Annotated in this window: 12 protein-coding genes and 1 tRNA gene; 3 read left to right on the top strand and 10 right to left on the bottom strand. The window is 44.1% G+C overall.

Going from position 1 to position 24,565, the window contains the following annotated elements:
* Positions 1-9: 9 nt before the first annotated feature.
* The 4 genes from ppsA to BGM23_RS12105 all read right to left on the bottom strand — a co-directional run bounded on the left by ppsA (position 10) and on the right by BGM23_RS12105 (position 12,078).
* Positions 10-7,695 (bottom strand): plipastatin non-ribosomal peptide synthetase PpsA, encoded by a 7,686-nt coding sequence (gene ppsA, locus BGM23_RS12120; protein WP_046663267.1) that lies wholly within the window; start codon positions 7,693-7,695, stop codon positions 10-12.
* A 371-nt stretch (positions 7,696-8,066) separates the two neighbouring features.
* The gene (gene dacB, locus BGM23_RS12115; RefSeq protein ID WP_046663268.1) at positions 8,067-9,542 is read right to left on the bottom strand and encodes a D-alanyl-D-alanine carboxypeptidase/D-alanyl-D-alanine endopeptidase; all 1,476 of its coding nucleotides are present in this window, start codon (positions 9,540-9,542) and stop codon (positions 8,067-8,069) included.
* A gap of 33 nt (positions 9,543-9,575) precedes the next feature.
* Positions 9,576-10,553: an aldose 1-epimerase gene (gene galM, locus BGM23_RS12110; RefSeq protein ID WP_046663270.1), complete on the bottom strand. Its 978-nt coding sequence runs from the start codon at positions 10,551-10,553 to the stop codon at positions 9,576-9,578.
* 133 nt (positions 10,554-10,686) lie between these two features.
* Positions 10,687-12,078, bottom strand: coding sequence for an MATE family efflux transporter (locus BGM23_RS12105; RefSeq protein WP_004399508.1), 1,392 nt, complete (start codon positions 12,076-12,078; stop codon positions 10,687-10,689).
* 283 nt (positions 12,079-12,361) lie between these two features.
* Here BGM23_RS12105 and iseA point away from each other — a divergent pair, with 283 nt between their 5' ends.
* Complete coding sequence (gene iseA / locus BGM23_RS12100) at positions 12,362-12,907, top strand: DL-endopeptidase inhibitor IseA (protein WP_004399558.1); 546 nt, start codon at positions 12,362-12,364, stop codon at positions 12,905-12,907.
* Between the two features lie 93 nt (positions 12,908-13,000).
* On the opposite strand, the gene BGM23_RS12095 is transcribed toward iseA, so the two are convergent.
* The 3 genes from BGM23_RS12095 to BGM23_RS12085 all read right to left on the bottom strand — a co-directional run bounded on the left by BGM23_RS12095 (position 13,001) and on the right by BGM23_RS12085 (position 14,217).
* Positions 13,001-13,073: transfer RNA gene (locus BGM23_RS12095), tRNA-Arg, on the bottom strand.
* 52 nt (positions 13,074-13,125) lie between these two features.
* The gene (locus tag BGM23_RS12090; RefSeq protein ID WP_003231473.1) at positions 13,126-13,671 is read right to left on the bottom strand and encodes a site-specific integrase; all 546 of its coding nucleotides are present in this window, start codon (positions 13,669-13,671) and stop codon (positions 13,126-13,128) included.
* A 315-nt stretch (positions 13,672-13,986) separates the two neighbouring features.
* Positions 13,987-14,217, bottom strand: a complete 231-nt coding sequence (locus tag BGM23_RS12085; RefSeq protein WP_029727237.1) for an excisionase family DNA-binding protein — start codon at positions 14,215-14,217, stop codon at positions 13,987-13,989.
* Positions 14,218-14,401: 184 nt separating this feature from the next.
* Between BGM23_RS12085 and ggt the strand changes: the two genes are divergently transcribed.
* Complete coding sequence (ggt, locus tag BGM23_RS12080; protein ID WP_029727236.1) at positions 14,402-16,165, top strand: gamma-glutamyltransferase; 1,764 nt, start codon at positions 14,402-14,404, stop codon at positions 16,163-16,165.
* Positions 16,166-16,329: 164 nt separating this feature from the next.
* Here the strand turns inward: ggt and yofA are convergent, their stop codons facing one another.
* Positions 16,330-17,187 (bottom strand): LysR family transcriptional regulator YofA, encoded by an 858-nt coding sequence (gene yofA, locus BGM23_RS12075; protein ID WP_029727235.1) that lies wholly within the window; start codon positions 17,185-17,187, stop codon positions 16,330-16,332.
* Positions 17,188-17,315: 128 nt separating this feature from the next.
* On the opposite strand from yofA, the gene BGM23_RS12070 reads away from it, so the two are divergent.
* Entirely contained in the window at positions 17,316-18,305 is a 990-nt protein-coding gene (locus BGM23_RS12070; protein ID WP_014479971.1) for a zinc-binding dehydrogenase, read from the top strand.
* A 56-nt stretch (positions 18,306-18,361) separates the two neighbouring features.
* On the opposite strand, the gene gltD is transcribed toward BGM23_RS12070, so the two are convergent.
* Both gltD and gltB read right to left on the bottom strand, forming a co-directional pair.
* Entirely contained in the window at positions 18,362-19,843 is a 1,482-nt protein-coding gene (gltD, locus tag BGM23_RS12065) for a glutamate synthase small subunit (RefSeq protein ID WP_014479972.1), read from the bottom strand.
* A 16-nt stretch (positions 19,844-19,859) separates the two neighbouring features.
* Complete coding sequence (gene gltB, locus BGM23_RS12060; protein ID WP_029727234.1) at positions 19,860-24,422, bottom strand: glutamate synthase large subunit; 4,563 nt, start codon at positions 24,420-24,422, stop codon at positions 19,860-19,862.
* Between the last annotated feature and the right edge of the window lie 143 nt (positions 24,423-24,565).

The raw sequence follows: 24,565 nt of genomic DNA, 5'->3' as shown, positions 1-24,565 counted from the left end.
TTTCAAAAGTTAAAGATCTTTCACGAGATCTTCGATGCTAGATAATGCAGACAACGTTAATTCCTTATTGCTGAAATCGCTCAATGTTTTTTCGCGTGCTTTTTTCTGCGAACAATGCTCAATCGTCTCGATAAGATGCCTGTGAAAACGATCCATAAAACACTCAATTGAGTGTTTGCTGAACACCTGGGTGTATACCGCTTTTACTTGAAGCCGTCCGTCCGTAATGAGAGCATTGATGTCCAGCTCATACTCTCGTTCTCTCTCACCCGCTATTTCGTAACGGGGCTGGTAATATGATAATTGAAACGTTTCAGCTTCCTTCTCTTCGCTAAATTGACCGAGATAATTAAAGCTGACCTCAGGCTCTTTATGCCGCAGTTCTCCTATGTGTGTTAACAATCCGTATCCAGTTCCTTTGTTCGGTACTCTTCTCAGCATATCTTTTGTCGTCTTAATTCGGTATGCGAGCTGATCCTCGAAAGGCTCGGGAGTACCCATGTCTAGCAGAATAGGATAAATGGAAGTAAACCATCCAACTGTCCTTGAAATATCAATGTTTGGCACATGCCCTTCTCTGCCGTGTCCCTCAGTGCTGATCACGATTTGGTCATGCCCTGTCCATTCAGAAAGCGCCATTCCTAAAGCCGTAAGCAAAAGTTCGTTGGCATCAGTACCATAGGTTTGCTGGGTTTCAAACAGCAATTTTTCAGTCCAGTCCCCGGATAGTACAAACGCAGCTGCGTCGCTGTTCATTTGGAGTCTGTCCGGCACATTTTCTATGTCCTTAGGAAGAAAAGCAGTGTGAGCGTCTAAAATCGTTTGCCAATACGGTTTCTCTGAAAGCAATTGTTTACTTTCAGCTATTTGGGTAAGACCATCGGCGTAGGATAAATAAGAATCCGTTTTTGGCGGTAATTGGATTTCTTTCTTTTCTAAAGCCTGTTGATATGCTGCAGCTAAATCTTCAAGCAGAATTCTCCAAGAAACGCCATCTATCACAAGATGATGAAGTGCAATCAGCAAATGATCCCCTTCTGCCGTTTTAAACAAACCTGCTTGCAGCAAAGGCCCTTTTTCTACATTCATTTTGCTTTGAATGACGGTTTCCTCAGCGGCAAGTTTTTCATCAAGATGAGCCCTTTCCAGCGATGCTTTTGTCCAATCTGAAATATAAAGGCCAAACAGTTCATGATCCTTGTGATTGATTCCGCGATTAAACTGAATGACATGGCCGTTTTTGTCACGTTGGAAAATCATGCGAATGGCATCATGATGCTCGGTTATTTTACGCAGCGCTAGATGAAGCGCGTTAGCATTGAATCCTTTTTCACTGAAAAGCATGACGGACTGGTTGTAATGATAGTGAAAAGCATGTACCTGTCCGAAAAATCTTCGCTGAATCGGGGTGAGTTCAGCTTCACCTTCCGCAGGCCCCTGATCCGCTTGATATGCCAATGGTGTGATATGTCCGCATAGTTCCTGAATCGTTGAATAACGGAATAAGTCGCGTATTGTCATGCTCCAGCCTTCAGCTGCCAGACGTGCTGCCACTTGTAATGCTTTAATTGAGTCTCCGCCAAGCTCAAAAAAGGAATCGTGAATGCCGACTCGTGGCATGCTCAGTACATCTTCCCATATATACGCCATCGTTTTTTGTATGTCGTTAACTGGTGCGGTATATGGACGCGATAACACATTATTTGGAGCCGGCAAGGCATTTCTGTCCAGCTTTCCGTTTAGGGTCAGCGGCATGTTTTCTAAAGGAATCAGATGTGCAGGAATCATATACGCTGGCAGCTCCTTTGTTAAAGCAGCCCGTAGAGCATTCGTATTGACGTCTGAAGGCACAATATATGTTGCCAAACCAGCCTGTCCATTTTTATCATGCTGAACGGCAACAGCAGCTTCTCTGACAAGCCCTGTTTGAAGCAGAACACTTTCAATTTCTTCTGTCTCAATTCTGTATCCATTTATCTTTACTTGATAATCCATTCGGCCAAGAAGCAGGATCGACCCGTTTGGAAGCCAGCATGCTCGATCACCGGTTCTGTACAGCCTTTCTCCAGAGACAAATGGATTTTCTGTAAATTTCATTTGCGTTAAGTCAGGTTTATGATGATAGCCTTTCGCAACACCTGCCCCGCCGATGCACAGCTCGCCGGCAACACCGATCGGCTGAATTTGATCAGTCTGGCTGAGTACGTACATGTGTACATTCGGCAGCGGGCTGCCGATTGGCACGTTATCTCCCGTACACTCTCCACCCATACTGGTTTCATAGAAACTCGAATCAATGGTTGCCTCTGTGACACCATAGCTATTAATGATGCGCATGCTTTGGCCAAAGCGATCTGTCAATGTTTTGAAATCTTGAGCTTTCACCATGTCGGAACCAAGAATCAGTATGTCTAAGTCAGGAAGCTTGAATTGGTTACGGTATACATACTCCATCACCGGGATAATGAGAGCCGGTGTCGACTCCATCACCGTGATTCTCTGAGAGTTCAAGATTTTATATATTTCAGCAGGTTCCAGCCTCTTTTCATCTGAACAAACGATTAGCGTCCCGCCATTTGTCAATGATCTCGCCAAATCTCCTGAAAAGACATCGAATGAAAAGCTCGCGATTTGAAGCAGTCTGACAGGCTTCCGATCCAGTTCATAAATTTGACGCCAAGCAAGAGCAGCATGAGTAAAGTTCTGATAGGTGACAATAACACCTTTAGGCGCACCCGTCGTTCCTGACGTATAAATGATATATACCGGCTCTTCAGGAGCAGGAGATAGGTTAAGGTTGCAGTTACTTTCTTCAAAAGAGCCCTCATCGTCAAGGAAGATGTGAGACATTTTAGATTCAGGCGAGTTCGAAATCAAATGCTTCAACTCTCTCTGTAAAAGAAGAATATCTGCCCCGCTATCACGAAGAATGTATTCAATACGGGCTTTTGGATAATGTGAATCGATTGGGATATACACTCCGCCAGCTTTCATCACTGCCAGCACCCCAACAATTGCATCAATGGACCGCTTGGCTAAAACAGCCACAGTTGGCTTCGGTCCTTTTCTGTTTTGCAATGTTCGTGCCAGACTATTGGCTCTTTCATTTAGAAGGCGATAGCTAATCTCTGTTTCGTTATCAATAACAGCTATATGTTCTGGAATTTCTTCAGCTTTCGCTTCAAATATGCGATGAAAAGGAACATCTTTTTGAGCAAATTCAACCTGAGTTTTGTTAAATTCAAAGACTATTTTTTGTTTTTCTTTATCACTAAGTATGTTTATTTGTGCAAGGCTTGTTTCAGGGGTTGAAAGTGCCGCATGCAGAAATTCGATAAAATGATCAGCCCACCGTTCAATCGTAGCTTTTAGGAATACTTCTGTACTAAATTCCATTTCGCAGCAAATAGATCCACTTATTTCCGTAGCTATTAATGTGATATCAAATAAAGAAATGTGATGTGCGAAATTGGCAGGCCGGACTTTTATTTCTCTCAGATCTATGTCCTGTTTTTCCACATTTTGAAGAATAAACATCGCATCAAACACTGGGTTCCGGCTCATATCCCGTGTCAATTCAAGCTTATCGACAAGCTCTTCGAACGGGTAATCCTGGTGCTCAAAGGCTTCCAATGCTGTCTCACGCACTTCCTGCAAATACTGTACGAATGGCTTCCCGCCCTCCGGGCGCGTCCGAAGCGCCAGCGTGTTCACAAACATGCCGAGTATCGGCTCAAGATCCTTGTGCGGCCGGCCGGCAATTGGCGAGCCGACGATGATATCTTCCTGTCCGCTTAAGCGTGACAAGAACGCGGTGTAAGCCGCAAGGAGCACCATGTACAGGGTGCTTCCGTTTTCTCGTGCCAGCTTGTGAAGGCCTGATGCAACCTCTGGTTCCAGCGTAAATGAGACCTTGTCACCCGCGAAGCTTCGCACCGGCGGGCGGGTATGATCAGCCGGAAGATCCAGCACAGGCAGCTCGCCCTCGAGCTGCTTCAGCCAGTACGCCTCTTGCGTTTTGTACGCGTCTCCTGTTTTGAATCCTTCTTGCCATACGGCATAATCTTTATATTGAATGCGCAGTGCCGGAAGCTTCCGATTATTGTACAGCTCGCCGAATTCCCGAATCAGAATGTTGACGGAAACACCGTCTGAAATGATGTGATGCATATCAACCAGCAACAGGTGCCGATCATCTGATACCTTTACGATTTGGGCACGGAACAGCGGCGCTTGGCTGAGATCAAACGGTTTGATAAATGCGGCTGCGGCCTCCTGTTCGGTTCGTTCGCCGAGAACTGTAGTCTGTAACGTAAACGGCACCTCGTCATGGATGCGCTGCACCGGATCGCCTCCTGCGTCCTGTTCGAAGGCGGTTCGAAGCGACTCGTGGCGCTTGATCAGCTCTTTGAAAGCTCTGTCCATCCTTTCAGGGTTGAGCTTCCCTTCGAGCTCTAACACAGCCGGCATATTGTAGCCTGTCCCTCCGTCCTCCAGCTGCTGAAGGACATAAATCCGCTTTTGGGCAGAGGAAACCGGATAGGTTTCCTGTTTTTCAGCGGGCTTAATCGCTTCATATGGACTGTCCGTTCCTTCACGGATAACGGTAGCCAGTCCTTCTACCGTCGGATGGGCAAACACATCTTTTAGCGGCACCTGTACATCGAATTCTTTGGCGATCCGTGAGACAAGCGCTGTTGCTTTTAAGGAATGCCCCCCGCGGTCAAAAAAGTTGTCGTGAATCCCGACAGGGCCATTTTTCAGCACGTCCTCCCACAGCTGAGAAAGCTTCATCTCAGTCACGTTTCTCGGCGCCGTGTAGGTCTCCGCATCTGCCGCTCCGCCAGGAGCTGGCAGGGCGTTTCGGTCGAGCTTTCCGCTTGGCGTAACCGGCCACTGTTCCATCTCTATCATATAGGCTGGGACCATGTAGCCCGGCAACAGTCTCTCAAGCTGTGCACGCACTTCGTTTCTTTGGAGCCCTTCTATATAAGCGCATAATTCCGGCTCCCCGCTGTCTGTCCGTACGGTAACAGCCGCCTCTCTTACACCTTCTATATTTCTTAGTGCCGCTTCAATTTCTCCCGGCTCAATCCGGTAGCCGCGGATTTTTACCTGATCATCCGTGCGCCCGAGGAATTCAACATTCCCGTCAGGGAGCCAGCGCGCCACATCCCCGGTTTTGTACATGCGTTCACCCGGGTAAAACGGGTCTTCAAGAAAACGCTCCTCCGTTAATGCCGGCCGATTCAAATAACCTCTGGCAACACCCGCTCCGGCAATGTACAGTTCGCCGGCGACACCGGAAGGCTGTACGGCTAAATGCGGATCTAAAACATACAAACGCGCACCAGGTACGGGCTTCCCAATCGGAATCCGCAAACGATCCCTGTCCCGTTCTGGATGCAATACGTAAAATGCCGCGTCTACCGTTGCTTCTGTCGGCCCGTAACCATGGATTAATGATACCTGCGGCAATACAGAAGCAAAACGGGCTGCCGTACGCGGCGCAAGCGGTTCACCTCCGGCGAATACACGCTTCAGGCTTGTCCTGTCACTCAGCCTTTCGATTTCCGCTTGATCGAGAAAGCTGTTCAGCATAGCCGGAATAAAATGAGCCATTGTCACGTTTTCCTGATGAATGGCTTGTACGATCAATGCGGGGTCTTTTTCCCAGCCGGGCGGAAGCAGATACGCCGAAGCACCGGAAAGAGTCCACCAAAACAGCTGCCACACAGACGCATCAAAGGAAAAAGAGGTTTTCACCATGACAATGTCATCTTCCGAAAGCGGAAACTGGTGCTGCATGCCGGTCAGAAAGGAAACAGCCTGGCGGTGCTCAACGGCCACTCCTTTCGGCTGCCCGGTAGAGCCCGATGTATAGATGACATAGGCGAGAGATCCGCCGTCAGCAGGAGTAAACTCATGGTTTTCTGCTTTTTCGCTCGCAAGAGATGTCATGTCCACTTCAAGCGTTTCGCCAGAAAAGTTTGGTGCGGAGCATCCTGGCTGTGTCAGCAAGAGCGATGCCCCGCTGTCTTTCAGCATGTAGCTCAGCCGCTCCTTTGGATACGCAGGATCAAGCGGCAAATACGCCCCTCCGGCCTTCAATACAGCAAGGACAGCGACCAGCATGTCAGGTGAGCGTTCAGACAGGACACCGACGATACTCTCGTTTGTGACGCCGCGTGCCGCAAGGTGCGCAGCCAGCCGGCTGGCATACATATCAAGCTCAGCGTATGTCAGCGAACCGCCTGAAAAGCGAATGGCCAGCCGCTCAGGTGTGAAAGCTGCCTGTCGCTCAAACAGCCCATGCAGGGTGAAAGCTTTAGGCGAAACAGCTTCCGTCTTGTTAAACTCATACAACAATTTTTGCTTTTCTCTTGTATTCGTCATATCTAATTCTCTTATAAAGCTGTGCGGATGTTGAAGGGCGTTTTCCAGTATGGTAAGCAGATGAGATTGTATTCGTTTAATATCCTCAAGAGAAAACAAGGTATTTTGATAGTCGAAATTTAATTGAATGGTTCCATTGTCTATCCGTTCTTGTATTTGAACTGAAAGCTCGTTCGCGGTGTATCCGCTGAAGTAAAGCGCTGTTTCATAGTCAAAATCATCTGCATTATGCCACTGAAGTGGCTGATACTGCATAGATATACCGATAAGGTTGTGTAAATCCTTCTGTTCATTTCTTAATTCATTTACAAGCAAATTATAAGGAAACCGTTGATGACGCATAACAGAAAGCTGTTCCCTGCCTATTGTGCGGACAAAGGAAAGAAAATCTGTGTCAGGATCAACCGTTATTCTGATTGGAAGAGAACTAACGAACATGCCGAGCATTTCTTTTTCAGCCTTTGACCCTCTGTTGCCATAGTAGGTGCCAATGGCAAGATCTTTTTTAGAAGTGATTCGGCTGATGCATATGTAAAATGAAGCCATAAATAAGGAAATGATATTGATCTTGTGTTCTTCGCAGAAGATTCGAATCGTTTGCTCTAGATCAGGTGAAAGAATGATGGTGTCTCTGGATGCAGATGTGCTCTGTTTTTGTAAGGACGTCTGGTCGGCTAACGAGTGGTATTCCAACGGGTGCTCAAAGGTTTGCGTCCAAAATAAACGGTCCTTTGCAAACCGCGGAGATTGTAGATATTGACTCTCTTTTTCGATGTAACTCAAGTAAGAAGGTTCCGGCTGATCAGGTAAAGGATCTTTCTTTTTCATTTTTTGATAAAGATCTATAATTTGATTTCCCATCACATTTAAAGAGATTCCATCCATTATGATATGATGGAATTTCGCAAATAGCCAAACTTCATGAGAGTCAATTCTAAGGAGGTAAAATTGATAAAGAGGCGAGTTGAACAGTTTAAATGGAATGCTCGCTTGATCCTGAATCCATTGCTCTATTTCTATCATTTCAACATTTGAAAAATCAATTATTCTAAGTGGATAATATTTATATTCAGTAAGGTGCAATCGCGGCTCAAGCTCTTCTCCTTCTAACAGCTGAAATCTAATGGCGTCGTTGCGGGAGATGGAATGATTCAGCGCTCCCTCCAGAGTATCAAGCTTAATATTGCCTTTGAATTTCACACAGGCTGTGAGATTGCAAATGCTGGTATCTGGCTCCAGCAGTTCGGTAAACCACACTCTCCTTTGGGCATGGGTTAAAGAATAAGTATGTTCGCTCAACGGATTCCCTCCAGTTCTCATAATAAGAGGATAAGAAAAAGCAGAAAAATGTCAATAAAAGAAATTATATGACTATATAATCCATATATGCACTATATTAACGGATATTTTTTAAAGTACAATAAAAAACATTAAATTTTTATAACATTTTTTTGAATATAGTATTATTTCTTTATTTTTCGTTTCTTTTTTTATCAAATTTCCGGATATAAAGTGATAAAAGTATTGTTTTACATAAGGTCTTATACACTACTTTTTAATCGAACTAATTTTCTTTTGTGCATCATTCTTCTAATTGTTGGAAGGTTCGACAAAGCATTATTACAGACATAAAAAAACCTGTTTTCTCTTGGAAAACAGGTCTGCCGCTATTATTGATTCGCCAAAATGACAGCGATTTGATCCTCAATATCTTTTCCATCCTCTTCATCAATCAATCCATTTAGAAGAATAGAGAAAACAAGTTTTTTTCCGCTCTTTGTTTCTGCGTACCCCGATAGAGAGCTTACCGTACTGAGCGATCCGGTTTTTGCTCTTACTTTTCCTTGTGCAGGAGTGCCTTTCATGCGGTTTCTCAGCGTTCCGCCCACCATTCTGTCAGGATTGCCCGCAACAGGTAAAGAATTTAGATAAGCCGAGAACCAACTCTGATCCTGAATGTCATATAACAGCTGTGAAAGTTGATCTGAGGATACAGCATCAATATGTGAGATTCCTGATCCGTCCCTTAAGACGAGTGATTTAGAATCAACACCAAATTCCGGAAGCGTACTGTTTAACACTTCGAGCCCCTTTTCCCAGCTCCCTTCTCCTTTTTTCACTTTCCCCATCTCTTTTACGAGCACTTCGGCATGTCCGTTATTACTTAATTTCATGAACGGCACAAAAAGTTTCGATAAAGGCATTGAGCGATGAGAGAGCAGCACATCTGAAGAACTAGGTGCTTCACCCGTCTTGATGTCCCCTTTCACAGTAATACCTTGTTTTTTTAGTGACTGCTTAAATAAATCTAAGGCATATCCGGCAGGCTCCCAGACAGAAATCCATTCCTTTGTCTTGTTTGCGTCAACCGGTACGCTCCCTTCAATTATAATCGTGTTTGTTCCATGTTCTCTTTCGATTGTGAGGTCTTTCTCTGAACCGGCAGCAGTCGTTTTAGCATCGTTCTTTATCGTTATATAATCGGTTTTCGGAGAGACAGACACGGCAGGCTCTTCCCCTTCTTTTTGATTTGGGGTGACCTCAACAATCACAGTGCCTGCATCATAGTCTTCATTCGGAGACGCTGTTAGAGCGGAGATTGGCGCGCCATAATATGTGTATTCATCGCTCCAAGGCATATCAGGTGATAATCGCATGTCATCATGCCACGTATCATCACCGATCAGATTGCCTTTAATTACTTTTACGCCGGAATGTTTCAATTTCTCAGCCATTTTGTCAAAATCAGATGGTAAAAGTGTCGGATCGCCTTTCCCTTTCAAATAAAGGTTACCATTCAGCTTTTTCCCTTTCAGTGTTCCATCCGTCCGGACCTCGGTTGTAAAAGAATAGTTCTCGCCAAGGACAGAAAGTGCCGCGGCCGCTGTCAAAAGCTTTAGAGAAGAGGCAGGCCTCATTCGGGTTTCTCCTGAATGTTCATATAGAACAGCACCTGTTTCCGCAGAGCGAACGGTGATGCCGGCCATTGCGCCTTCGAGGGCAGGATGATCAGCTAAAATCTTATCGATCTGCCCGGAAAGTGCATCTTGTTTTTCAGCGGCAAGCGCAGCCTGATGCATATAAGGCACCGAAGCAACGACGAAAAGCAGTAAAACAGCAACATAAAGCTTTATGCTTTTTTTCATTAATTTCCCCGCCTCTCTGCGCTTCATCATTGGCTATTGATGATTCAGTTCAATGGTGATACTGCTTTTAGCTGTCGTTTCTTCTCCCGGCTCCAGCACTTGTAAACCAGTGAGTGACGAAGGTAAATCAAGATTCACAGCGTTTGTCACCCATGTGTAAGGTTCAGGGCATAAGTACCCTTGTTTTCCGTCCGCATTGTATACAACCCAATGTTTAAACTGTTCATCTGCCTTATAAATAATGCTGATATGTGCATGCTGATGATAAATGACTGCCTGGTTTTCTCCGCCCCTCTTCTGATAAGAAGATAAAAAGACATCATCCAGCTGCTTGTGGCGCAAATCCATTCCTTCATGCAAAGCTTCTTTATTCGGTACATCCATCAGTTTCCCGGTCGGCAGCAGGCGTTCATCCAACTCCCATTGCTGATCTGCTGTCAGGGAGAATAACGAGCTTTCTGCCGGAAACACAAATGTAGTATGATAACCAATTCCCCAAGGAAACGCTTCCTTTCCTTTGTTCATGACCGTCGCATGTTTAAATAGAGTATTCCCCTTTACCGTGTATGTCATCCGAACGACGGCATGGTGAGGAAATTGCTTATACACATGGGGGAGCCCAGAAAGATCAATTTCTGTTTCAACAATCACTTCTTCATCAGTTTTCTTCGCGGTCACTACGTTCCACTTTTCATGGTAAAGAAACCCATGAAGATGGTTGTGTTTATCCTTCTCGTTGATATCAAAATGATACGTTCTGCCCCGGAAACTGAATGTACCGTCACTTATGCGGTTAGGCGGGAACAGGATTGGAATGCCATACAATGTTGGTGTGTCGTGAAAACTTTCTGCTGTTTCCGGTTCACGCAAAAGCTGGACTTTTGTTGTTTTGTCCACGAGAGAAATGACGTTGCTCCCCCACTCAGGGACAACAATCATTTCTAGATATTCGTTGCCCGCTTTGATGGCCGGCGTTCCCAAATACGTGATTTTCTCAATAAAGTTTGCCATGTTTACTCAACCTCTCCTTGATTCATTGCTAGTATAAGAATTCAATGTACTGTACCATATTTCCTCCATTTTATATTTTCCCCTATCAAATAAAAAAACACCGTTCAAACTTATGAACGGTGTGATTCGGAGGCTATTGGATGAGACGTGTGATTTGTTTCTTTTTCCAGACGAATTGATAATACCCATAAATCAACAGCAAGCTGACGGCAAACGCAGCTGGATAACCAACCCAGACGCCGAGTATTTCAAGCTTTGTATAGTGAGAAAGGACGAAAGCGACAGGCACCTCTACTCCCCAGATTGCAAAAATACTGATGACGGTCGGCCATAAAACTGTTCCGCTTGCCCGCATCGTTGCAGAAATAATTTGGGCATTTCCAAACAGCAAATAACTCCACAATGTAATCATCAAAAGACGGTGTGCAATGTAAAGCGTCTCTTGCTCGGTTAAAAATAACGACAAAATCTGATGTGAAAAAACATAGATCAGTATGATCAGTACGCCGCCAATGATATAATTCAGCCAAATCCCCACGCGAATGACCTGCTTTAAGCGGTCAAACTCGTTTGCCCCAATCGATTGCGCAGCGAAAATAGAAACCGCAATACCAAGGCTGACGGCCGGCATCTGTACATAGCTGGCCACCTGGTTGACCACTCCGTATGCAGCTGTTGCATTAGAGCCGTAATGATTGACGAATGAAATAACCGCTATCTCTGATAATGAGACAAGAATCATATTGATGCTTGCTGGGACCCCAAGACGCAGCAGGAGAACCAGCAGTTCCTTATCCATTTTCAAATAACGACGCACTGTTTTATCAAATTGCAGCGGGTGTTTTCGCTTTCGTAAATACACCATTAACACGAGAAAAGTCGCAATCGTGGAAATGACAGTTGCATATGCCGAGCCGTATATGCCCAGTTTCGGAAAACCAAACATGCCAAGGATTAAAACAGGCAAAAGCGCGATGTTGATGACCGTGCTCACAATCAGCGTATAAAACGGTGTCTTGGAATCTCCTGTTCCGCGCAAAAAGGTAGTATATGCAAAATATAAAAACATAAATGGCATAGCATAAAATAAAATACGTGCATAGTTAGCGCTGACATGAATGACATTTTCAGGTGTTCCCATTAAACGAAGGATATCCAGGGTGAAAATACTGCCGATAACGGCTAACACAACGCCTAATAAAAATGTAAACGTGAGCGTCGTCCCGACAACAGCCTTTAGCCGTTCCTCATTTTTCGCTCCGTAAGCTTGTCCGATCAGAATCGAACTTCCTGAACCGATCCCAATTGTAAATGAGATTAAAAGAAAAAATAACGGGAAAAAGGATGATACAGCTGCCACTGCATCAACACCGAGCCATCTGCCTACAGCCATCATCCCGACTAGCTGGCCGACTGATTGCAGCACATTGCTCAGCAGAAGCGGCACTAAAAAGAGTGACATCGACCGCCAAACTGATGGTTTGCTTTTCTTTTGAGTTACAAGAGGTTCTTGTGATGTTTCCATATTAAAGGACTCCTTTATTTGAAATCGTTTTTAAACATGCCCTCTTTTTGACAAAAACAGGATATGTAACATGTTATTATTCATCACTGCACATATGAAACCCTTCCCGATTCTTCTAATTTTACACATCTTTTTAGCTTATGAAGAATAAACTAGCAAGTAATGGCGTATTTTTTGTGAGTAAAAGAATAAAAAATAATTTATGCAAAAGTATTGTAATCTATCCGTAATTATTGTAACATTTGTAACATAAGAGAAAGAGATTTTGAAGGAGAGAGCGATAATGAAAAAATGTCTTCTATTTCTAACAACCATTGCACTTATTCTGTCATTAAGCACAAATGCATTTGCGAAAAATACATCAGGCGATTTATCACAAAAACAAGCATTACAGTTGGCATTATCCGCTAGAGAACATTTTTGGAACACCATGAGCGGCCACAATCCGAAGGTGAAAAAAGCAGTTTGCCCATCAGGCACATTCGAGTATCAAAATCTTCAATATGTATACATGTGCAGCGATCTAGGCACTAAAGCAAAAGCGGTGAATTATTTAACTCCTATTTTTACAAAAACAGCAATCGAAAAAGGCTTTAAAGATTATCATTTCACTGTTTCAAAAGGAAAACTTGCTGTTCCAATCGGTGACGGAGACAATCTTTTGAATTGGAAAAAATCAACTGCTAAACTGATCTCTAAAAAAGGCAGCACAATCACATACGAATTTACCGTCCCTACATTAGATGGATCCCCTTCTGCAAAACGGAAAGTGACATTTGTGAAAGAAAATAAAAAATGGAAAGTCAATCAATTTGACGCAGTTATATAAGAATAACGCCCGGTATAAGCGGGCGTTTTTTATTTGGTCTGCATAAAGAAAGACAACAGGCGAAAAGTGCCTGTTGTCTTTTTGTGAATATAACGCTCTAGGAGAGATTCGAACTCCCGACCTGCAGTTTAGGAAACTGCTGCACTATCCGCTGTGCTACTAGAGCTTTTGGTATTTATATAGTAGCTCTGATGATCAATATTTTCAAGCGATTTGTATTAAAGCCCTCCAAAAACCTTATATGCGGCTCTTGTCGTATCTTCATCAATACCGATATACCGCATTGTAATTGATGGTGATGAATGATTCAGTATTCTCTGCAGCTCGGCGATGTCTTTCGTTCGCTGATAAAAATGATAGCCAAACGTTTTCCGGAGTGTATGCGTCCCTATCTCCTCAAGTCCGCACGCCGCAGCGGCCTCTCTTAAAATTCTGTAGGCCTGAATGCGGGAAATCGGCTTCCTGGTCCGCACTGATTTAAAAAGATATTCGTTTTCCTTCATGTCTTTCGTATACTCGTATATTTCCTGTTTCAGCGATTCTAAAATAAGAATCTTTCTTTTCTTTTTCGTTTTGCTTTCAGTCGCCCATAAATGATCTTTATTTTGAACGTCCTTCACTTGCAGCGGCAGAATATCAGAAATGCGGAGCGCGCTGTTGATGCCGAAAATAAACAGAAAATAATCCCGCTTGTTTTTGTTAAGCAAATACTGTTTGACTTCTTGGATTTTCTCTAGACTGCGAATCGGCTGTACAATATGCATCAAAAAACTCCTTAAAAACCGTTATGTAACGTTTTGAGGTCTATGTTACTATTATAGCTGAAAAACGTTGAATGTCAAAGTGCGGCGGCATTTATGTAACATAATATACATAGTGTTACATAAGCTTTTAAAAAAGCTTCTTCCAACCTTCACCCTATTAAATAAGCTTTAAAGCCTCTTATTAAGCTTTTAACATCTTGGATACTTATCCCCCTGCCATTCCTCGAAAATCCTCTTAAAACGAAATCTGACGCTCCCAATTTTATGGAGCTTCCGCAAAAACATACAAAAAAAGACACAATTTCAAATTGTGTCCTAATCCTCATCCTTTACATCAATATCTTCCGGGATTGGTTCATTTAATATTTCCTGCACAAGTGCTTTGTAATTCTCCAGCTGTTCGAGATGCGTTTTGAACTGCTCCTTATAAATCAAAAATTGCTCCCCGTCATGAACGGCTCTGATTCTTCCTTCGAGCACCAAGCTTTTAATATAATCCTCTGAAAGATTTGTATATTCTGCTGTTTCTTCAATCGTTAAATACATATAGCAGTCCCTTCTTAATCCGTATGCTGATTCTAATATAGCACATGGCTCATATCAATATAATCAATTTTGCACAGAAAAACGGCTTTATGTACTATATAATATACCATTTGTCACTTGTGAAAACGCTGTAATTTTTTTACGCTAAGATTGTAACAATACAGCTTCATATAGGAGGGAGAACATGAAAAGAACGTGGAACGTCTGTTTAACAGCTCTGCTTAGTGTTCTGTTAGTCGCTGGAAGTGTCCCTTTTCACGCGGAAGCTAAAAAACCGCCCAAAAGCTACGATGAGTACAAACAAGTAGATGTTGGAAAAGACGGCATGGTTGCCACCGCACATCCTCTTGCTTCTGAAATCGGTGCTGATGTGCTGAAAAAAGGAGGAAATGCTATTGACGCAGCGGTTGCCATTCAATTTGCACTCAATGTAACAGAGCCGATGATGTCAGGTATTGGCGGCGGCGGTTTTATGATGGTGTATGACGGAAAAACGAAGGATACAACGATAATCGACAGCCGTGAGCGTGCTCCAGCAGGCGCAACTCCTGATATGTTTCTGGACGAAAACGGCAAAGCAATTCCTTTCTCTGAACGTGTAACAAAAGGTACTGCCGTTGGTGTTCCAGGCACTCTGAAAGGGCTGGAAGAAGCCTTGGATAAATGGGGAACCCGTTCGATGAAGCAATTAATTACCCCTTCTATTAAACTCGCTGAAAAAGGCTTTCCGATTGATTCGGTGTTGGCAGATGCCATTTCTGATTATCAGGAAAAACTTTCACGGACTGCCGCAAAAGATGTATTTTTACCAAATGGCGAACCGCTTAAAGAAGGAGATACCCTTATTCAAAAGGATTTGGCTAAAACATTTAAGCTTATTCGCTCCAAAGGCACTGACGCTTTTTATAAAGGAAAATTCGCCAAGACGCTTTCTGACACTGTCCAGGATTTCGGCGGATCAATGACAGAAAAAGATTTAGAAAATTACGACATTACAATTGATGAACCGATTTGGGGAGACTATCAAGGCTATCAAATCGCTACTACTCCTCCTCCAAGCTCCGGCGGTATTTTCTTATTGCAAATGCTGAAAATCCTTGATGATTTTAACCTTTCACAATATGATGTCCGCTCATGGGAAAAATATCAGCTGCTTGCTGAAACGATGCATTTGTCATATGCCGACCGTGCGTCTTACGCAGGTGATCCCGAATTTGTAAATGTTCCTCTCAAAGGCCTGCTTCATCCCGATTATATTAAAGAACGCCAGCAATTAATCAACCTAGATCAAGTGAATAAAAAACCGAAAGCCGGTGACCCTTGGAAATACCAAGAAGGATCAGCAAACTATAAACAAGTTGAACAGCCGAAAGACAAAGTAGAAGGCCAAACAACCCACTTTACAGTTGCTGATCGATGGGGAAATGTTGTTTCTTACACAACAACAATCGAACAGCTATTCGGAACGGGTATTATGGTCCCTGATTACGGTGTTATTTTAAACAATGAATTAACGGATTTTGATGCGATACCAGGCGGAGCTAACGAAGTACAGCCAAACAAACGGCCTTTAAGCAGCATGACCCCGACGATTTTATTTAAGGATGACAAGCCTGTCCTCACGGTTGGATCTCCTGGCGGGGCGACAATTATTTCATCCGTTTTGCAAACCATTCTCTACCACATTGAATATGGTATGGAATTAAAAGCAGCTGTTGAAGAGCCGAGAATTTACACAAACAGCATGAGCTCTTACCGTTACGAAGACGGAGTTCCTAAAGATGTCCTCAGCAAGCTAATCGGGATGGGCCACAAATTCGGCACAAGTCCGGTGGATATCGGAAACGTGCAAAGCATATCGATCGACCATGAAAACGGCACCTTTAAAGGTGTAGCTGATTCAAGCAGAAACGGAGCGGCGATCGGCATTAATTTAAAACGTAAATAAATAAAAAAACTGTACTCGCTTCAAATGAGTACAGTTTTTTCATGCAGATCTTTAATAACAACGGGCATTGCTGATGCTCTGTATCCCTGATTGCAATCCAAAATGACAGAATATGATGACTGCTTCTTTGACAAAATCTTTATTCTGCTAATGCACGTCTATCTTCATCTTTTCATTTCGTTTATCTCATCAAGAAATGTCTGAAACGCACTCGTAATAAAAAAGTCTTTCCTGTATATAAAGACGATCTCTAAGTCTTGATATGCTGGTGGCAGCTGATGAATCCATACATTTGTACGATGCTCGGAGCAGTCAACAGCGGACTTTGGGAGCAGCGCCGTACCCATCCCGGCGGAAACACCTTTTATAATAGCCTCCAATGTGCCAAACTCTATGATTTTTTGATTGTGTATGCCTGCTTCCTCTAGTAATCTTTTGACCCTGTCACGATGAGAACAGCCAGCCCCAAAAAAGAGCATCGGCTGCTGAAGCATGTCTTCTGCCGTCCCTTCTCGTGATGAAATCAAAACTAATTCATCATGGGAGACATGGAGTTGTCTAACTGCAGCGTGTTCAACCGGCCCATATACAAAAGCGCCATCAACTTTATGATCAAGAACCTGTTGAATCAAATGATGCGTATCAGCTGTGTTCACTGATAAATCCACTTCAGGAAAACGCCTGAGGAAGGATGCTGCATGCTCAGGCAGATGCGTTACCGCCGTCGTTTCCAGTGATCCGATCCGCAAAGGCCCTTTTGGTTGCCTGCTCATTCGGGTCGATTTTTCAGCTTGGTCTAACAGCGATAATACTTGATCTGCATATTGTAAAAGATTTTCTCCTGCAGCAGTAAGCTTCATTCCCCGATTCGTTCGATGAAAAAGCCTGATATTCAAATCTTCCTCAAGGTTATGCACTCTGGCTGTCACATTCGACTGAACATAATTCAGCATTTGGGCTGCTTTCGTTATGCTTCCTTCGCGAGCAACAGCCTGAAAAATTTTTAAATCTCCGCTTTCCACGCGCTCTCACCTGCTTGCTATGATGAAAAGTGATATTGGCTATCATATTTGTTCATTTTACTCGAAGAAAACCGCTATGTAAAATATGTAAAGATATGAAAATACAATTCAATGAGGAGGCAGACAGCATGAAAGCTGTAATTCACAACGGAAAAGCCGGTCTTCTGGGGTTATCAGTTCAGGACGTTCCATCAACAAAGCCTGGATACGGAGAGGTAAAGGTTAAATTAAAATCTGCAGGCCTGAATCATCGTGACTTGTTTCTTATGAAAAACAAATCTGAACAAGATCCTCACATGATACTGGGTTCTGACGGCGCGGGTATCATCGAAGAGATTGGTGAAGGCGTGAAAAATGTTACTGTTCAGACAGAAGTAGTCATTTTCCCGACATTGAACTGGGATTTGACAGAGAATGTACCACCTGTACCTGAGATTCTGGGAGGTCCTTCGGACGGAACACTTGCTGAATATGTGATCATTCCTTCACAAAATGCAATCAAAAAACCTGCTTATTTATCATGGGAAGAAGCGGGCGTTTTACCTTTATCCGCTTTAACTGCATATCGGGCTCTGTTTACAAAGGGGCAATTAAAAAAAGGCGAGCATCTATTGATACCCGGCATCGGCAGCGGTGTGGCAACCTACGCTTTATTTATGGCTAAGGCGATTGGGGCAACAGTAAGCGTGACCTCCCGCAGTGAGGAGAAAAGAAAAAAGGCGCTGAAATTAGGTGCTGATTACGCATTTGACAGCTACAGCAATTGGGATGAGCAGTTGCAGGGAAAAAAGGCGGATGTTGTTCTTGACAGCATAGGACCTGCCCTCTTTTCGGAATACTTCCGCCATGTAAAACCAAATGGCCGTATTGTCAGCTTTGGGGCAAGCTCAGGGGATAATCTCAGTTTTCCGGTGCGTTCTCTATTCTTTCCTCAGGTCAATGTTTTGGGAACCTCGATGGGAAGCGGTGAGGAATTTCAAGCTATGCTCGCTTTCATTGACAAACATAAGCTGCGGCCTGTAATTGACCGGATATATCCTTTAGAAAAAGCATGTGAAGCATATAAAAGAATGCAGGAAGGCAGACAGTTTGGAAACATCGGGATCGTAATGGAATAAAAAAAGAAACCGGCTGGCAGCCAGACCGGTTTCTCTTATATGATAATCCCCTTTATTTACGGAAGAACTGAACTCCCCATCAAATATCGATCCACTTCACGCGCCACTTCTCGGCCTTCATTAATCGCCCATACGATTAAGCTTTGGCCTCTTCTTGCATCCCCTGCGGCGAATACACCATCGATATTTGTTTGATAATCCCCATATGCTGCACTGATTTTGTTATTTACAGAATCAACACCGAACTGTTTCAACAGCGGCTGTTCTGTGCCTTCAAAGCCGATAGCGATAAAGACAAGCTGAGCAGGCCATACTTTTTCCGTTCCAGGCAGCTCGCGGAACTCGTATTTCCCATGCTCATTTTTCACTTTTTCCATTTGGATGGTATGAAGCTCTTTCAGCTTTCCGTTTTTATCCGCAACCATTTTTGTCGTTTGAATGGAGTATTCTCTCGGATCTCTTCCGAATTTTGCTTCTGCTTCCTCGTATGCATATTCAAGCGTAAAGACGTGTGGCTGTTCAGGCCACATATTGTCATTCGTGCGGGCTGGCGGAAGTTTCGGGTGTTTGCCGAATTGGTGCACGCTTTTGGCTTTTTGACGCAGAGCAGTAGCCACACAGTCAGCTCCTGTATCTCCGCCTCCGATTACGATGACATCTTTCCCTTTGGCATCAATGAATTGCTTGTCTTTAAAATTAGAATCTAAATAGCTTTTTGTTGCAAGTGTCAGGTAGTCCATCGCGTAATGGACTCCTTTTGAGTCGCGTCCTTCAATTAAGAGGTCCCGCTGTTTTTGAGCGCCTGTGCATAAGATCACAGCATCAAATTGCTCCTTTAGCTCATCAGCTGTAATGTCAACACCGATTTCTGTGTTCGTGACAAAATCAATTCCCTCTTGCGTCAGCAATTTAATTCGGCGTTCTACAATGCCCTTCTCAAGCTTCATGTTTGGAATGCCGTATGTTAAAAGGCCGCCCGCTCTGTCTGAGCGCTCAAAAACAGTGACAGAATGCCCTGCTTGATTCAGCTGGTCAGCACTCGCCAGTCCGGCTGGGCCCGACCCGACGATGGCGACTTTTTTGCCTGTTCGTTTTTTTGGAATTCTAGGTTGAATCCAGCCATTCTCAAATCCTTTATCGATAATGGTCCGCTCGATGTTTTTAATTGATACGGCCGGATCTGAAATCGCTAAAGTGCATGATCCTTCACAAGGAGCGGGGCATACCCGCCCTGTGAATTCAGGAAAGTTGTTTGTTTTCAACAGACGTTCCAATGCTTCCTTCCATCTGCCCCGGTAGACAAGATCGTTCCATTCAGGAATTAAGTTGTAAATCGGACATCCGGATGTAAATCCGTTAATGTCCGCACCGATCTGGCAAAACGGTGTACCGCAATCCATGCACCGCGCCCCTTGCCGTTTCGATGCTTCTTCTGAAAAAGGAGCAGAATATTCTTTCCAATCCTTTAAGCGAGTGAGAGGGTCCCGCTCCGCAGGTTTTTCTCGTTTGATCTCCATAAATCCAGTTGGTTTCCCCATGTTCCTCTCCCCTTCCTTACTGTACTACCGCTTGTTTTTGTCCCGATGCTGCTGTATTCTGCTTTGGCTTCGTGTTGGCCTCAAAAGCGAACATGATGGCTTCTTCATCTGATAAACCTGCAGCTTTTTGCTCTTGGATGCTTGCGAGCATTTGTTTATAGTTTTTCGGAATGACTTTGACGAATTTCTTCACACTGTCTTCCCATTGATCAAGCAGATCTTCTGCTTTTTGGCTGTTTGTATACGCAGTATGTCTTTCAAGCATTGCTTTGATTTGCTGGATTTCTTTCTCATCCTCTAATGATTCAAATAAAATCATCTCAAGGTTGCATTTGCGTTTAAACGCTTTGACATCTTCGGCCAGTACATAAGCGATTCCGCCGGACATACCTGCCGCAAAGTTTTTGCCTACATCACCGAGAACGACAACGCTGCCGCCAGTCATGTATTCACAGCCGTGGTCGCCAATACCTTCTACAACTACATTCACACCGCTGTTTCGAACGGCAAAGCGTTCACCAGCACGTCCGTTAATATATGCTTCTCCGCTTGTCGCGCCGTAAAAAGCCACGTTGCCGATAATGACATTGTCATCCGAAGCAGAGTTGAATCCTTCTGGTGACTTGACGATGATTTTTCCGCCAGAAAGCCCTTTTCCGACGTAATCATTTGAGTCTCCGTCCAAATAAAGCGTCATCCCTTTAGGAACGAAAGCTCCAAAGCTTTGGCCGGCTGATCCGGTAAAGTGCAGCTTGATTGTATCTTCAGGAAGACCTTCTTCTCCGTAACGCTTTGAGATTTCACTGCCGGTTATCGTTCCGGCTACACGATTTGTATTATTGATTTCAATCGAAATATCAGCTTCTTTTCCAGATTCGATGGCTTCTTGTACAGCCGGGAGAATTGTTGTGATATCAAGCGATTGATCAATTTTATGATTTTGCGGAGCTTGGAATGTCCGCACCCCTTCAGGCTGATAAAGAAGGGTAGACAAATCAAGCTGGCCTGCTTTCCAGTGCCCCTTCGCCCGTTCACTTACATGAAGTACATCAGTGCGGCCGATCATTTCATCAAATGTCTTGAAGCCTAACGCAGCCATGTACTCACGAACTTCTTCGGCAATGAACAGCATATAGTTCACAATATGGTCAGGATCTCCCATGAACTTTTTGCGAAGCTCTGGATTTTGTGTCGCTACACCGACAGGGCATGTATCCAAATGGCAGGCACGCATCATGACACAACCGAGTACAACTAACGGAGCTGTTGCAAAACCAAATTCTTCGGCGCCGAGCAAGGCAGCCATCACAACGTCGCGGCCCGTCATAAGCTTTCCATCTGTTTCTAATACAACACGGTCACGAAGTCCGTTCAGCATTAGTGTTTGATGTGCTTCTGCAAGGCCAAGCTCCCACGGAAGCCCTGTATGTTTAATACTGGTTTTCGGAGAAGCGCCTGTACCTCCGTCATAGCCGCTGATCACAATGACATCTGCAGTCGCTTTGGCAACACCTGCAGCGATTGTTCCTACACCTGCTTTTGACACCAGCTTTACGCTGATTCTTGCGTCACGGTTGGCATTTTTCAAATCGTGGATCAGCTGGGCTAAATCCTCAATCGAATAAATGTCATGGTGTGGCGGAGGTGAGATTAATCCGACACCTGGCGTTGACCCGCGGACATCGGCAACCCATGGATATACCTTGTTGCCAGGAAGCTGCCCGCCTTCACCCGGCTTAGCACCTTGAGCCATTTTAATCTGCAGTTCATCAGCATTGACGAGGTAATGGCTTTTGACACCAAACCGTCCGGATGCAATTTGTTTGATCGCACTTCTTCTATCATCGCCGTTCTCATCTGGAACAAAGCGTTTGGGATCTTCTCCGCCTTCACCGCTGTTGCTTTTTCCTCCAAGACGGTTCATTGCGATTGCTAAAGCTTCGTGCGCTTCCTTACTCAAGGACCCGAATGACATCGCACCCGTTTTAAAACGTTTGACAATCGATTCAGCGGATTCAACCTCCTCCAACTTCAAAGGCTTGCGGTTTCCGTCAAATGCGAACAAGTTCCGCAAAAATCCGATGCGTTCTTCATCAGCCGCTTTTGTATACTGTTTAAACAGATTGTAATCATTTCTGCGGCACGCCCATTGCAAAGTATGAATCGTTTTCGGATTAAACGCATGATGCTCTCCGCCATTTCTCCATTGGAAGTCACTTCCCGGTTCAAGCGTTTTGCTGTAATCATCCTGATACGCTTCCCGGTGGCGGCGCTGTGCCTCTTCTGCAATTGTTTGTAAATCGATGCCGCCTAGCTGTGATGCCGTACCTGTGAAATAGCGGTCGATCACATCGCGGCTGATTCCTACCGCTTCAAAGATTTGGGCGCCTCTGTAGCTTTGCACAGTTGAAATTCCCATCTTGGACATCACTTTTACGACGCCCTCAGTAATGCTTTTTCCATATTTGCTGACCGCTTCTTCATAGCTGATATCCAAACGGCCTTCATCAATTTCCTGCTTGTAGGTCGCATAAGCGAGATAAGGGTTAATCGCATCTGCGCCATAACCGATTAACGCTGCAAAGTGATGCACTTCACGTGCTTCTCCCGATTCCACAATAATGCTGACCTTCGTACGCAGCCCTTTGCGGATTAAGTGCTGGTGCAGCGCGCTTACTGCCAGAAGCGGCGGAATTGGTGTCAGTCGTTCGTTCATCTTTTTGTCTGATAAAATTAACAAACTTACGCCTTGGCTGATGGCTTTCTCTGCCTGTGTGAACATGTCCTTTAAACCGCGTTCAAGATCCTCTGAAAACAGCACATCAATTTTTTGGCTTTTTAAATCAGGATGAACAATCGTTTTCAATGCGTAAAACTGTTCATTGGATAAAACAGGTGTATACAGTTTAATCCGGCGAACATTTCGTTCACTTGGATGAAGAAGATCGCCTTCCGCACCGAGCCAAGTCATCGTTGAAGTGACAAGCTGCTCACGAATCGCGTCGATTGGCGGGTTCGTTACTTGTGCAAACAGCTGTTTAAAGTAGTTAAACAGCGATTGCGCTCGGTCAGAAAGTACAGCAAGCGGAGCGTCATTCCCCATTGAACCAAGGGGATCTTTGCCTTCTTTAATAACAGGAATTAGATACTTTTGGATATCCTCATATGTGTATCCGAATGCCTTCTGGCGAGTAAGAAGATCACTAAATTGTTCTTCTTCTCTTGACTCCGGATCAGGATTTACTTGTACAAGCTCTTCTTCAAGCCATTTTTGGTACGGATACTCAGTTGCAATTTGTGTTTTGACTTCCTCATCGGAGATAATACGGCCTTCTTCCAGGTCGATTAAAAGCATTTTCCCAGGCTCAAGGCGGTTTTTATATAAAACGTTCTCCTGTTCAACTTCAATAACGCCTACTTCAGATGAGAAAATAATATAATCATCTTTTGTGACATAATAACGGGCCGGACGGAGACCGTTCCGGTCAAGGATCGCCCCGATTTGTTTACCGTCAGTAAATGAAATAGCTGTCGGTCCGTCCCAAGGCTCCATCAGGGAGCTATGGTACTCGTAGAACGCCCTTTTTTCCTTGGACATATGCGTATTTTCCGTCCAAGGCTCTGGAATGAGCATCATTGCCGTATGTGCCGGTTTGCGTCCAGCCATCACAAAAAACTCAAATGCGTTATCCAAAATGGAAGAGTCACTGCCATCAGCATTGAGAATCGGCAAAATCTTGTTTAAGTCCTCACCGAAGCTTTCAGAAACAAATTGCTGCTCACGTGCTCTCATCCAGTTGATATTTCCGCGAAGGGTGTTAATTTCACCGTTGTGAACCAAATAGCGGTTAGGATGCGCTCTTTCCCATGTAGGGAATGTATTGGTACTGAAGCGTGAATGAACAAGCGCAAAAGCAGAAACGAATGCTTCGTCTTGCAGATCAGAATAAAATGCATCAACCTGTTCAGGTGTTAAAAGGCCTTTGTAAACAATGGTCTGGCTTGAAAGACTGGCAAAATAAAAATCAAGACCTTCCGTTACTCCCCAATTTTCAGCCTGTTTACGAATGACATACAATTTTCGTTCAAAAGATAAATTGTCCTTTAGATCAGAACTTGCGCCGATAAATACCTGACGGACAAACGGACAGCTTTTTTGCGCCACTGTTCCGATTTTTCCGACATTTACAGGTACAGTTCTCCATCCAAGAACGACTTGGCCTTCTTGTTCAATTAGTGCATTGATTTGCTTTTCGATTTTTTTTCTTTCATCTTCTTTCTGTGAGAAAAAGACCATTCCTACCCCGTAACGTTCTTTTTCTGGCAGATTGATGTCTTTGCACTCTTTTCTAAAGAAAGCATCAGGGATTTGAACCAGTAAGCCGGCTCCGTCTCCTGTATCCGGATCACTGCCTTGCCCTCCTCTATGATCTAGCTGGCAAAGCATCTTAAGTCCTTGTTTGACAATGTCGTGAGTCTGCTTGCCCTTTAAGTGTGCATATAGGCCGATTCCGCATGCATCATGTTCAAATTCAGGACGGTAGAGACCTTGAGCTTTTGGCATTTGATTGTACGTCATAATTCCTCTCCCCCGATCAATTTCCGATAATACCGGTCATAAAATCTAACAACTCTATAATCATTGTAGGTTTTCAAAACGATATAAACAATATATAATTTAGATCAAAAGAATCTCAAAATGAGATAGATGGATGTGAGACA

Origin of the sequence: Bacillus sp. FJAT-14266 (assembly GCF_001719225.1) — a bacterium.
In the GTDB taxonomy this organism is placed as follows: Bacteria; Bacillota; Bacilli; order Bacillales; family Bacillaceae; genus Bacillus; species Bacillus subtilis.
This window is presented reverse-complemented; position numbering and strand designations above follow the sequence as displayed.